The sequence below is a fragment of the Nonomuraea sp. WAC 01424 genome, assembly GCF_003947315.1.
Taxonomy (GTDB): Bacteria; Actinomycetota; Actinomycetes; order Streptosporangiales; family Streptosporangiaceae; genus Nonomuraea; species Nonomuraea spiralis.
Genome location: NZ_QHHZ01000013.1, coordinates 318,083 through 329,983 on the forward strand (window position 1 = coordinate 318,083; position 11,901 = coordinate 329,983).

13 protein-coding genes and 1 tRNA gene are annotated in these 11,901 nt (G+C 69.7%); 4 read left to right on the forward strand and 10 right to left on the reverse strand.

The annotated features are described in order from the left end of the window. The first annotated feature begins 9 nt into the window (after positions 1 to 9). Complete coding sequence (locus tag DMB42_RS33890) at positions 10 to 1,467, forward strand: ketol-acid reductoisomerase (protein WP_125641056.1); 1,458 nt, start codon at positions 10 to 12, stop codon at positions 1,465 to 1,467. A gap of 88 nt (positions 1,468 to 1,555) precedes the next feature. Here the strand turns inward: DMB42_RS33890 and DMB42_RS33895 are convergent, their stop codons facing one another. Further along, the gene (locus DMB42_RS33895) at positions 1,556 to 1,759 is read right to left on the reverse strand and encodes a cold-shock protein (protein ID WP_080043977.1); all 204 of its coding nucleotides are present in this window, start codon (positions 1,757 to 1,759) and stop codon (positions 1,556 to 1,558) included. Between the two features lie 250 nt (positions 1,760 to 2,009). Between DMB42_RS33895 and DMB42_RS33900 the strand changes: the two genes are divergently transcribed. Then, complete coding sequence (locus DMB42_RS33900; protein ID WP_312024777.1) at positions 2,010 to 2,789, forward strand: HAD family hydrolase; 780 nt, start codon at positions 2,010 to 2,012, stop codon at positions 2,787 to 2,789. Here DMB42_RS33900 and DMB42_RS33905 read toward each other — a convergent pair. After that, entirely contained in the window at positions 2,780 to 3,295 is a 516-nt protein-coding gene (locus DMB42_RS33905; protein ID WP_125641062.1) for a bacterial proteasome activator family protein, read from the reverse strand. The two genes, DMB42_RS33900 and DMB42_RS33905, sit on opposite strands and share 10 nt — an antisense overlap. A gap of 5 nt (positions 3,296 to 3,300) precedes the next feature. Further along, positions 3,301 to 4,257 carry an NAD(P)H-quinone oxidoreductase gene (locus tag DMB42_RS33910; RefSeq protein ID WP_125641065.1) on the reverse strand — a complete coding sequence of 319 codons (957 nt, stop codon included), beginning with the start codon at positions 4,255 to 4,257 and terminating at the stop codon, positions 3,301 to 3,303. A gap of 114 nt (positions 4,258 to 4,371) precedes the next feature. Between DMB42_RS33910 and DMB42_RS33915 the strand changes: the two genes are divergently transcribed. Continuing rightward, positions 4,372 to 6,435 (forward strand): MinD/ParA family protein, encoded by a 2,064-nt coding sequence (locus DMB42_RS33915; protein ID WP_260478109.1) that lies wholly within the window; start codon positions 4,372 to 4,374, stop codon positions 6,433 to 6,435. 1 nt (position 6,436) lies between these two features. Here the strand turns inward: DMB42_RS33915 and DMB42_RS33920 are convergent. The 7 genes from DMB42_RS33920 to DMB42_RS33950 form a co-directional block, all read right to left on the reverse strand. Next, positions 6,437 to 6,523: transfer RNA gene (locus DMB42_RS33920), tRNA-Ser, on the reverse strand. Between the two features lie 96 nt (positions 6,524 to 6,619). Next, the gene (locus DMB42_RS33925) at positions 6,620 to 7,465 is read right to left on the reverse strand and encodes an NUDIX domain-containing protein (protein WP_125641068.1); all 846 of its coding nucleotides are present in this window, start codon (positions 7,463 to 7,465) and stop codon (positions 6,620 to 6,622) included. Positions 7,466 to 7,477: 12 nt separating this feature from the next. Continuing rightward, positions 7,478 to 8,212 carry a M15 family metallopeptidase gene (locus DMB42_RS33930; RefSeq protein WP_260478110.1) on the reverse strand — a complete coding sequence of 245 codons (735 nt, stop codon included), beginning with the start codon at positions 8,210 to 8,212 and terminating at the stop codon, positions 7,478 to 7,480. A gap of 29 nt (positions 8,213 to 8,241) precedes the next feature. Continuing rightward, positions 8,242 to 8,727: a universal stress protein gene (locus tag DMB42_RS33935; RefSeq protein WP_125641071.1), complete on the reverse strand. Its 486-nt coding sequence runs from the start codon at positions 8,725 to 8,727 to the stop codon at positions 8,242 to 8,244. A gap of 13 nt (positions 8,728 to 8,740) precedes the next feature. After that, on the reverse strand, positions 8,741 to 8,977 hold the full coding sequence (locus tag DMB42_RS33940; RefSeq protein ID WP_125641073.1) for a hypothetical protein: 237 nt from the start codon (positions 8,975 to 8,977) through the stop codon (positions 8,741 to 8,743). Continuing rightward, complete coding sequence (locus tag DMB42_RS33945) at positions 8,974 to 9,393, reverse strand: hypothetical protein (RefSeq protein WP_125641076.1); 420 nt, start codon at positions 9,391 to 9,393, stop codon at positions 8,974 to 8,976. Before DMB42_RS33945 ends, DMB42_RS33940 begins: the two co-directional genes overlap by 4 nt. After that, on the reverse strand, positions 9,390 to 11,189 hold the full coding sequence (locus tag DMB42_RS33950) for an MDR family MFS transporter (protein ID WP_125641079.1): 1,800 nt from the start codon (positions 11,187 to 11,189) through the stop codon (positions 9,390 to 9,392). Before DMB42_RS33950 ends, DMB42_RS33945 begins: the two co-directional genes overlap by 4 nt. Before the next feature lie 99 nt (positions 11,190 to 11,288). On the opposite strand from DMB42_RS33950, the gene DMB42_RS33955 reads away from it, so the two are divergent. After that, the gene (locus DMB42_RS33955) at positions 11,289 to 11,849 is read left to right on the forward strand and encodes a TetR/AcrR family transcriptional regulator (RefSeq protein WP_125641081.1); all 561 of its coding nucleotides are present in this window, start codon (positions 11,289 to 11,291) and stop codon (positions 11,847 to 11,849) included. Positions 11,850 to 11,901: the final 52 nt, after the last annotated feature.

An 11,901-nucleotide genomic window follows, 5' to 3' on the forward strand; every position in this document is an offset into this window, starting at 1 on the left:
ACTCCTGCTATGAGCAATTCCTTCACCTCCGCGGTGTTCGAGACCGAGACGATGGACGTCCCCGGCGGCACGGAGACGATCCTGCGTGGCGGCCGGCACCTGTTCCCGCTGCTGCCCGAAGCCTTCGGGGGCGTGCGCAGGATCGGGGTGATCGGCTGGGGGCCGCAGGCCCGCGCCCAGAGCCGCAACCTGCGCGACTCGCTGGCCGGCACCGGCATCCGGGTCAGCGTGGGGCTGCGTCCCGGCTCGGCCTCGGCCGCCGACGCGCGTGCCCACGGCTTCACCGAGCAGGACGGCACCCTCGGCGACTGGCTCGACGTCGTGGCGGAGAGCGACCTGGTCATCCTGCTCATCGCGGACGCCGCCCTGGCCGCGCACCACGAGGAGATCTTCGCCGCCCTGCGGCCCGGCGCCACGATCGGCCTGTCGCACGGCTTCCTGCTCGGCCACCTGCGCGCCACCGGCGGCACGTTCCCCGACGGGCACGGCGTCATCGCGGTCTGCCCCAAGGGCATGGGCGACTCCGTCCGCCGCCTCTACGAGCAGGGCGCCGAGGTCAACGGCGCGGGCATCAACAGCAGCTTCGCCGTACACGCCGACCCGGACGGCCGGGCGGTGGACCGCGCCCTCGCCTGGTCGGTGGCGCTCGGCTCGCCGTACACGTTCCAGACGTCCCTGGAGCGCGAGTACATGTCGGACATCGTGGGAGAGCGGGCGATCCTGCTGGGGGCCGTACACGGCCTTGTGGAGGCCCTGTACGGCCATTACAGGCTCGAAGGGGACGACCCCGTCACCGCGTACGAGCGATCGTGCGAGAACATCACCGGGCCCATCGCGCGTACCATCTCGGCCGACGGCCTGCGCGCGGTCCGCGAACGCCTCGACCCGGACGGGCGCGACACCTTCGACCGCGCCTACAACGCCGCGTACGGCCCGGCCCGCGACCTGGTCGCCGAGATCTACGACGAGGTCGCCGACGGAACCGAGCTGCGCAGCGTCATCCTCGCCGAACGGCGGCTGGCCGCGCGCCCGATGAGCGGGATCGGCGGCTCGCCCATGTGGGCGGCCGGGGACGCGGTCCGGGCCAGGCGCGGCGAGCGCACGCTGCCCGTCGATCCCTTCACCGCCGGGATGTTCGTGGCCACGATGATGGCGCAGGTGGACGAGTTCGCCGAGCGCGGGCACCCGTGGTCGGAGATCGTCAACGAGTCGGTGATCGAGGCCGTGGACTCGCTGCTGCCGTACATGCACGCGCGGGACGTGGCGTACATGGTGGACAACTGCTCGCGTACGGCGCGGCTGGGGGCGCGGCGGTGGGGGCCGCGTTTCCAGGCGGCCTACGAGCAGCTCGCCTTCCCCGCCAAGCCGGCGGGCCAGGAGGTGAACGGATTCACCGATCACCCCGTGCACGAGGCTCTGGCGGCGGCGGCCCGCCTGCGCCCATCGGTGGACATCCACGTGGCCTGACAAGCCCGCGCGGGTATGCCTGACAAGCAAAAGACCGGAGTCCGCTGGAATGCGGACCCCGGTCTTCTTGCGAACTACGAACTACAGGTCAGAGGGCACGGACCTGGGAGGCCTGCGGCCCCTTCTGTCCCTGCGTGATCTCGAACTCGACCCGCTGGCCGTCTTCAAGGCTGCGGTAGCCGTTGCCGACGATCTCGGAGAAGTGCACGAACACGTCCGGCGCACCGCCGTCCGGGGCGATGAAGCCGAAGCCCTTCTCGGCGTTGAACCACTTGACGGTTCCCTGAGCCATAAAAGCTCTCCCTCAGGATGTGAATCTATGGGATCCACACCTCGTGGATCCCGGTGTGTCGTACAGCAAGCACCCGGGGTGGCTCAGACAAAGTCATGCTGGTTTTCACTACGGGATCAGCTAATACAACGCCATCACATCTAACACCATTCTGGCGCGTTGGTGTTCCCGTCCCTACGAAGATTTCTGTCAGGCGGCATCACCGGGCAAACTGGAACCTGTTATGCAGAGCCTTCCTTCGCCGCGTCTTGTGGCCACCGACCTCGACGGCACCGCCCTGCGCGCCGACGGAACCGTGTCTCCCCGGACGGCTGCGGCCTTCGCGAAAGTCGAGGAATCCGGGGCCGTGCTCATCTTCGTGACCGGACGTCCGCCCCGGTGGATGGGCGGGGTGGCGGGGGCCGTACGGCACCGTGGCCTGGCCATCTGCGCCAACGGCGCTCTGGTCTACGATCTCCATACCGAACGGATAGTTGAATCTCACCTGATCGACGTCGACGTACTCGCGGAAGTCGTCGCTCAGCTACGAGCGAACGTGTCCGATCTCGCATTTTCGGTCGAGTATGAAGGTGGTTTTGCGCATGAGTCCGATTTCCGGCTGGGCGGGCTGGATCGCAAGGCAACCGGAGTCGTCCGGATTGACCGGGACGCACTGACTGACCGACCCTGCGCCAAGTTGCTGGCCCTGCATCCGGACATGGACGCCGACGAACTGCACGCGACCGTGCACGACCTGGTGGGGCATCTGGTGACCGCGACCCATTCCAGCCATGGCGGACTGGTCGAGATGAGCGCCCAGGGCGTGACGAAGGCCACGGCGCTGGCCACGCTGGCCGGCAGGCACGAGGTCAAGTCCACCGAAGTGATCGCCTTCGGGGACATGCCGAACGACCTGCCCATGCTGAGCTGGGCAGGCACGTCGTACGCCGTCGCGAACGCCCATCCCGACGTGCTGGCGGCGGTCGATCACGTGACCGCGTCCAACGACGAGGACGGCGTCGCTCAGGTGTTGGAACGGCTTTACAGGTAGGGGCCCGACCCGCTCGGCGGCCGATGGCCCTCGTCACCCTGCGGCACGCCGGGCAGCGCCCTGCGCATCTGCTCCAGCTGCGCCCGTGCGGCCATCTGCTGGGCGAACAGGGTGGTCTGGATACCGTGGAACAAACCCTCCAGCCAGCCCACGAGCTGGGCATGCGCGATGCGCAGCTCGGCCTCGCTGGGCGGGGTGCCGTTGTCGTCGGTGAACGGGAGCGACAGTCGCTCCAGCTCGTCGACCAGCTCGGGCGCCAAACCGTCCTCAAGCTCCTTGATGGAGGACTCGTGGATCTCCTTCAAACGCTTGCGGCTGGCCTCGTCGAGCGGGGCCGCGCGGACCTCCTCAAGAAGCTGCCTGATCATGCTGCCGATCCGCATCACCTTGGCAGGCTGCTCGACCAGGTTGGTCACCGAGCGCTCTTCGTCACCGCTATCGCCCTGACCTTGGAAGTCGGGGCCCACCACCACGATGTGAGGGGTGTTGTTGTCCTCAGCATTCATAACACTCACCGTACTAGCAGGATCTTGCCGACGTGCTCTCCCGAATCCAACATTCGGTGTGCATCGGCCGCCTGGGACATGGGCACCTTCGCGTACACAACGGGACGTACGGCGCCCGCCTCGACCAGCGGCCACACGTTGTCCACGACGCTGCGGACGATGACGCCCTTCTCGTCGACCGGACGCGAGCGCAGCGTGGTGCCGTGGACGGTCGCGCGCTTGGTCAGCAGCGCACCGAGGTCGAGCTCGGCCTTCCTGCCGCCCTGGAGGCCGATGATCACCAGCCGGCCGCCGGTCCGCAGCGCCCGGACGTTGTCCGCCAGGTATTTGGCGCCCATGATGTCGAGGATCACGTCGGCCTCCACCCTGTCGGCGAAGTCCTCCTCGCGGTAGTTGACGACCTCGTCCGCGCCCAGCTTCCTGACCTGCTCGGCCTTCGCCTCCGAGCCGACCGTGGCCGCCACCCGCGAGCCGAGCGCCTTGGCGAGCTGCACCGCGAACGTGCCGATGCCGCTGGCCCCGCCGTGCACCAGTAGCGTCTCGCCGCGGCGCAGCCGGCCGATCATGAACACGTTCGACCACACCGTGCAGGCCACCTCGGGCAGCCCGGCGGTCTCGGCCAGCGGCAGCCCCTCGGGCGCCGGCATGACCTGCTGCCAGGGGACCGCCACGCGCTCGGCGTAACCGCCGCCCGCGAGCAGCGCGCACACCTCGTCACCGGCCTTGAACTGCTCGACGTCCGCCCCCACCGCGGCCACCACGCCCGACACCTCCAGCCCCGGGTACAGGGGCGCGCCGGGAGGCGGGTCGTAGAAGCCCATCCGCTGGTGGACGTCGGCGCGGTTCACCGCCGAGGCGGCCACGTCGATGAGCACGTCCCCCGGCCCGACGGACGGATCGGGCACCTCGTGCCACTCCAGGACCTCGGGTCCGCCTGGGGCGGTGATCTCAATGGCTCGCATGCGATCCACGGTAGCGGGGCAAAGAAGTTGTGGGTTGCCGAGCTGCGCAGGAACGCGTGGCGTTAATCTGCAAAGTATTTGCTGCCCCTTTAGACCCACCCGAGGGGGAACACGGTGGCAAGACACGATCGAGAAGAATCTCTCGAGGAACAGCTGGCCTGGCTGGACGCGATCAAGGAGACGGAGGAGACCCCCGTCTCCGTCGGAGCCCCGATCGCGGCCGCGGACGAGCCGGTCGCCTCGCCGTACCCCAAGGACCCCTGGTCGCTCGTCCCGGCCCAGCACGACACACCGACCCCGCCGCTGTTCCGCGCCGCCGTCGACTCCGTGTACGGCTCCGCAGCGGCCGAGGAGCTGCCCGCGGAGGAGAGCGAGGCCGGGGAGTGGCTGGACCGGGTCGGCACGCAGGATAGCGGTACGGGGCAGGAGAGCGCCGCGGGCGAGCCCGCCGTGCCGCCCGCGAGCCTGGGACGTTCCGACGATCCCTTCCTGGCGCCGCTCAAGCCGCTGCCACGCCCTGACGACACCGACAGCTACTCGTTGTCGTTCACGCCGCCGGAGCAGCCGTTCACGACGTCGCCCGAGCCGGCCGAGAGCGCGGCGAAGGGCACGGAGAGGGGCACGGAGAAGGACGCGACGAAGAGTGCGGAGGACGCCGAGGAGGCCGAGGAGCCCGGCTGGCCGTCCCTCGCCGATTGGTCGCGGCCCACCGAGCAGCCGTCCGGCGAGACGTTGCCGATGATCACCGAGCTGCCCAAGGCGTTCGGCGAGCCGGCCCGTACCGAACCGGACCCCGAGCCGGATGAGCGGGCGACGGTGGAGGAGGAGACGGCCGACGAGCGTCCGCGCTGGGACGAACGGCCGCAATGGTCGGAAAGCTCCTTCCGGGGGGGCCGCCCCCAGTGGCCCGACCCCGTGCACACCGACCCCGCGCCGCCGTCCGAGCCCGCACCGCCGTCCGACCTCGCACTGCCGTCCGATCCCGTACTGCCGTCCGACCCCAAGCCCGAGTCCGGGCCCAGGATCGACTTCGCCTTCCAGGCCGACACCGCTCCGAGGATCGCCCCTCCCTTCCAGACCGGCCCCGCGCCCGGGGAGGCCGCGCGGGACGAGCGTCCGCAGTGGAGCGACCGCCAGGAGTGGCGGCCGGCCGAGCGCGAGATCCCGCCCCCGCGCGAGCGGCATCGCCGTCCGGCGCCGATCCCCGTGTTCACCGCGCCCCCGAGGCCGCCGCTCACCGGCAGGCCGACCGCTGACAGCCTCGACCCCGAGTCGCTGCTGCGAGGCAGGCGCAACGCGCCCGCCAAGGGCTGGCGGCGGCTGGTCTACAAGGCGTCCGGTGGCTGGATCAAGCCGGGCGAGGCCCCGGAGGTACGCCGCCGCCGCGAGCTGGTGACCAGGGCGCGCACCCCCGTGACCACCGGGCACCACCGCGTGGCCGTACTGAGTCTGAAGGGCGGCGTGGGCAAGACCACGACCACGGTCGGCCTCGGCGCGACGCTCGCGCAGATGCGCGGCGACCGCGTCATCGCCGTGGACGCCAACCCCGACAGGGGCACGCTGTCCGACAAACTGGTGCTGGAGACCTCGGCCACCGTCCGCGACCTGCTCAACGAGCGCGACCAGGTCAAGAGGTACGTGGACATCAGGGCGTTCACCTCGCAGGCGCCCTCGCGGCTGGAGGTGCTGGCCTCCGACCGCGACCCGTCGGTCTCCGAGGCGTTCAGCGGCTCCGACTACCAGGCCGTCTCGCAGGTGCTGGAGAACTTCTACTCCATCTGCATCACCGACTGCGGCACCGGCCTGCTCCACTCCGCCATGGGCGGCGTGCTCGGGCTCGCCGACCAGATCGTGCTGGTCAGCAGCCCCTCCGTGGACGGCGCCAGGGCGGCCTCGGCCACCCTCGACTGGCTGGAGGCCCACCACTACGCCGACCTGGTGAAGAACGCGACCGTGGTGTTGTGCAGCGTCCGGCCGCGGTCGAAGTCGGCGGTGGACATCAGAAAGCTGGAGGCCCATTTCGCCGCCAGGTGCCGCGCGGTGATCCGGGTGCCGTACGACCCGCACCTGGAGGAGGGCGCGGAGATCGACCTCGACCGCCTCCAGGAGGCGACCAGGGAGTCCTACCTGCAGCTCGCCGCCAGCGTGGGCGACGGGTTCGCGGGGGTGCGCGAGTGAGCGGAGGGTGTGGGATTCGAACCCACGAGGCCATCGCTGACCTGGCCGCTTTCAAGGCGGCTGCACTCGTCCACTATGCGAACCCTCCTGTGCGGAAACCACGATAGCGGCTGTGGTGACAGGGGGCACGTTCAGGCGGCGACGGATCTCGACACACGCCTCCGGGGCACGGTTGGGCCGCGGGTCAGCGGTCGAGCTGTGACAGCAGCCAGCGGGGGCCCTCGGTCTCGGCCCCCAGCTCGGCGACCCGTTCCCTGAGCCGCCGGTCGGCCGTGACCACGAGCACGCGCTCCCACGGCTTCGCCCGGCGTACGACGTCGACGATGGCGTCGTCGCCGCTGCCCGTGGCCGCCACCACCTGCAGCCCGGTGATCTCGGGGGTGCTCCTGGCCGCGCCCTCCACGACCGCGACCACCCGCGGGAACCACTGCGACAACACCGGGTGCCTGAGCCTGAGCTCGGCCACCTCGGTGAGCAGGCGCGTGGCCGCGCCCACCCGGTCGTTCCACCAGCCGTGCTCGGCACGCGCGCCGATGATGTTGGCGACGTCGAGCACGATCGTCTCGGGACGGATGGCGCCCTGCACCTGCTCCCACGTGGCGGCGAACCCGGGATGCAGCTTCTGGCCGGTCACCTCGGGCAGCGGCAGCCAGCGCAGCTCGGTGCTCTCGCTGTTGGCGGGCTCGGCCGGCATCAGCTCGGCCGACTCGGCGATCACCGTCTCGAAGGACCAGCCGCCGTGGTCGTCGAGGTAGACGCCCTGTACGCGGAACCGGTCGCCGCCGAGCGTGGCCTCCTCGTGGGCCTCGCGCAGCGCGCTCGCGACGGCGTCCTCGTGGCTGTCGCGGGCGCCGCCGGGCAGGCCCCAGGTGCCGCCGTGGTGGCTCCACAGCGCACGCTTCTGCATGAGCACGTGGGGCACGCCGAGGGGGTCGTGGTGGACGAGGAGCAGGCCCGATGCTCCGTGGATGCCCCAATGTCTGTGTCCGAGCCCGCATTCGGCCCAGCCGTCGCCGTCCTTAGCCGCCATGAGGGGATTCTCTCAGCCTCCGCCCTTACTGAAATGTTGCAGGTCCTTGGTGCCGGCCCAGTAGCCGCCCCACTCCCAGCCCACTTGGGCGAAGGCCTTGACGACCTTGTCTCCAGGGTTTACCACACCTTTACCCTGCATTGGACGCTTCGTGTACCTCTTGGCATTTTGGTGCGCTGTCCCACCGCTTGCGGTGACATATGGGTTCTCGCGTGGATTGATGTCAATCGCTTGGCCGTACGCATGGTTCGACCAATTGCTCGACCCGGTCGCGCGGCGGCAGTTGAATGCCGAGGTGTTGTCGGCGTCGATGGAGGCGTAGTCGTCGCCTTTGAAGACGTCCACGAGCTTCATCTGCCGGATGGGCCAGCGCCAGTCGTACAGTTTCCGGAAGACGGTCTGGATGTCGTCGGTGACCGTCTTGCGGACGACCAGCTCGCCGGTGTGCGGTTTGTCGTCGAAACCCCAGTACGACATCGTGATCAGCCTGAGGTCCTGGTACGAGACCGGGCAACCGGGCCGCCACGAGTACGGCAACTGCTCGCGCGTCACCTTCGTGACCTTCGCCGTGAACGGCGGCGGAGCCGTCGGGCTCGGCGTCGCCGAGGTCTCGGGCGTGGCCGCCTCGGACGACGCCTCGGATGACGGCGCGGACGTGGGCGTGGCGCCGGACGAGGCGACAGGCTTCTGCCCTGCGCACGAAACGGACGCGAGCACCACGAACGCCATGGCGGCTGTACGTTTCATCTGGCCACCATATGCGACGTCGTGCCAGGTCAGGGGACTATCAGCACGGTACGGCGAGCCCGTTTCGCCAGGCCGACGGCCACCGAGCCGGTCAGGGCGTGCCAGGAGGAGCGCGACCTGCCGACCACGATGGCGTCGGCGCGGTACGAGCTGGCGAGTGTCTCCAGCTCGCGTGCGGTGTCCCCGCGGACGCTCACGAACTGCCAGGGCACGCCGGCGCCCTTCAGCTCGTCCCGGAGGTCGTCCGTGAGGTCGGCCGCGGAGTCGGGGATGATCGGGGAGCCGGCGAAGAACCACAGGGTGGTGCTGTTGATCGGCTCGACGAAGGCGACGAGCAGTGTGGCGCCGTCCCGCCGGGCCAGCCCGGCCGCGTACGCGAGCGCGTTGCGGCTGGGGGCCGACCCGTCGAAGCCGACCACCAGCAGCCCGGCGCCGTCCTTGCCGATCTCGAACTGCCCCGCCGGGAGCCGGCCCTCCAGTGGCTCCCGGCCGGGGTCTGTGCTACCGCTGAACACGGCATGACTCGCGTCAGAGGTCTGCGTGCTTGCCGCGGCGGGCCAGCTCGCGCAGGGAGTCGGCGGCGTAGATCATCAGGGCGACGAACGAGACGGCGGCGAGCCCGCCACCGACCCACAGGTCGTTGACCGTCGCGTCCACGTACGAGGCGCCCCGGGACTGGTAGCCGACCGCGAACGGCGCGGCGACCAGCCACAGTCCGCTCAGGAACAGCAGGACGAGGGCGGAGACGCCCAGCTTGGCCTTCATCGTGACTCCTCCAGACCCACCAGGGTGGCCTTGCCGTTCTGGCGGTGCTCACCGCCGCGGCTCGGGTTGTTCATGTCCTCACGCAGTGCCTCCACGAGCGGGGCGAGCAGGCTCGCGAGCTCGGCGGAGGAGGCCTGCGGCGCGGCGGGCACGGGCTCGGGCTCCGGCTCCACGCGCTGCTTGACGGCCACCAGGCCACGGACCACGAGCTCCTCGTGGATGGCCAGGACGAAGCCGATGACGCCCACGAGACCGAAGACGGTCACGCCGAGGCCCGAGAAGAACTCGGACGTGGTGGGGCCGGTCCAGTCGGCGTTCTCGGGCTGCGTGCCGAGGGCGAAGGGGGCGATCATCAGCCACAGGCCGGCCATGACCGCGAGGGCCGCCGCTACGGCGCCCACGAACTTGCGAATCATTGTGAGACTCCTCCGGATACGAGGTCTTGCTGCGCCGGCGTGGCCTGCGCGATCAGGGCGCGCGAGGTGGGCCGGAGCACGTTCTGTGCGACCGTCCAGGCGCGTTCGCGCTCGGGGCGGCCGTCGGGCGGCGCCATCCTGGCGACCGCGGAGAGCAGCGCGGAGGGCTGGCCGTTCGACCGCTCGACGCGCTGGGCGATGAGTTCCAGGAGCAGCCCGGCCAGGACGAGGTCGTCCTTGCCCAGGGGCTTGGGTCCGGCGGGCATCGTCGTGCCGCGCAGCGGGAGCTCCTTCAGGAACAGTGCCGCGATGAACCCGAGCAGGGCGATCGGCACGCCGACCAGGAACACCGTCTCCAGAGCCCGGGTGAAGGACTCCAGGATGATGCCCTTGATGGGCTCGGGCAGGTGCTGGATCGCCGCGGGGCTGCCCAGCTTCTGGCCGGTGCTCGGCAGGTGGATGTGGGCCTTGGCGACCAGGTCGGCCATCTCACTGGCCTGCCGGTTGGTCAGGATCGCGCCGAAGCCCGCGACGCCCATGGCGCCGCCGAGTGAGCGGAAGAACGAGACGCCGGCCGTGGTCGAGGCCATGTCGCGCAGCTCGGAGCCGTTCTGGGCGGCCAGGATGAGCATCTGCATGGACAGGCCGAGCCCGATGCCCAGTACGGCCACGTCGAACCCGATGAGCCATTCGCCGGAGTCGACGTGCAGCCTGGACAGCAGGAACAGGCCGACGGCCACGATCAGGAGGCCCATGACCGGGAAGATCTTCCACTTGCCGGTGTTCGTGACGATCTTGCCGGAGACCACGCCCGAGAGGAACAGCGCCACCACCATGGGCAGCGTCATCAGGCCGGAGTTCGTCGGGCTCAGGCCCTTGACGATCTGCAGGTACTGGGGCAGGTAGATCATCGCGCCGAACATGGCCATGCCGACGAACAGCGAGGCCGCGCTGGTGAGCACGAACGTGCGGTTCCTGAACAAGCGCGGGGGCAGGATCGGGTTGCGGGCCGTACGCTCGGCGAGCACCGCCAGGGCCAGCATGAGCACGGCGAACGCGCCCAGGAAGTACGTCCAGAACGAGTTCCACTCGAACTCGTTGCCGCCCAGCGTCAGCAGCAACATCAGCGAGGCCGCGCTGGCCGTGATGGTCGTCGCGCCCCAGATGTCGATCGAGGTGTTCCGCTTGACCTTGGGCAGCCGCAGCACCTTCTGCACCACCGCGAACGCGACAATGGCGAACGGCACCACGACGTAGAAGCACCAGCGCCAGCCGAGCCAGTCGGTGTCCACGATGAACCCGCCGAGCAGCGGTCCGGCGACCGTGGAGATGCCGAAGACGGCCCCCATGTAACCGGAGTACCGGCCGCGCTCACGCGGCGAGACGATGTCGCCCAGGATCACCTGCGCGAGGGCTGACAAACCACCCACACCCAGGCCCTGTACGGCACGTGCCGCGATGAGCTGTCCCATGTTCTGGGACAGTCCGGCCACCAGTGAGGCCGCCACGAACAGACCGAGAGCGGTCTGGAAAAGCAGTTTCCGGCCGAACAGGTCGGACAGTTTGCCCCACAACGGTGTCGAGACCGTCATCGTCAGCATGGTGGCGCTGGCCACCCATGAGTACTGGTCCTGGCCGCCCAGTTCCCCCACGATCGTCGGCAACGCCGTACCCACCACGGACGTGGAAATCATCGACGTCAGCATGGCGAGCATGAGCCCGGACATGACTTCGAGGATTTCGCGGTGGGTGTACTGCCTTCGCGCGGGAGGTGCGGCCTGTGCCTGGGCTACCAAGACACCACATCCCCTTCGTACGCACTTATCCAAAGTTGAGTATACGCATGTTTACTAGCCGCGCGGCAAGTGGCTTTATTCCTGAGTAGAGTTCGGGACATGGACGCCCCGACGACGGACGCCCGGCCGCGCGGACGCGAGGCCACCCGCAAACGCATCCTCGACGCCGCCCGCGTGCTGTTCGGCGAGCACGGATACGAGCAGGTCACCGTACGGATGATCGCCGCGGCCGCGGAGGCCAACATCGCCCTGGTCGGTCGCTATTTCGGGTCCAAGGCCGGGCTTTTCGGCGCGGTGCTCGAAGGCGAGCCGACGTTCGTGGCCATGCTCGCCGGCGACCGCGCGACCCTGCCGCGCCGGCTGGCCGAGTACGCGGCCGAGCGCATGCAAGACGACCCCGAGAGCCCGATCCTGCGCACCCTCGAACGTTCGGCCGGCCACCCCGAGATCCAGGACGTCGTACGCGAACGCCTCCGCGTGGCCGTGCTCGACCCGCTGGCCGCCCAGCTCGACGGCCCACACGTCCAGGCGCGGGCCAGGATGGCGACGGCCGTGTTCCTGGGCATCGGCGCCATGCGCCGCCGCCTCGGCCCGGAGCGGCCCACGGCCGCCGACGTCGAACGGCTGACGGCGGTGTTCGAGGCGTGCCTGGCGGAGTGAAACTTTCATCCCCGTGACCGGCTGTGGCCTGGGCAAAGCCCGTGGCCCCCGA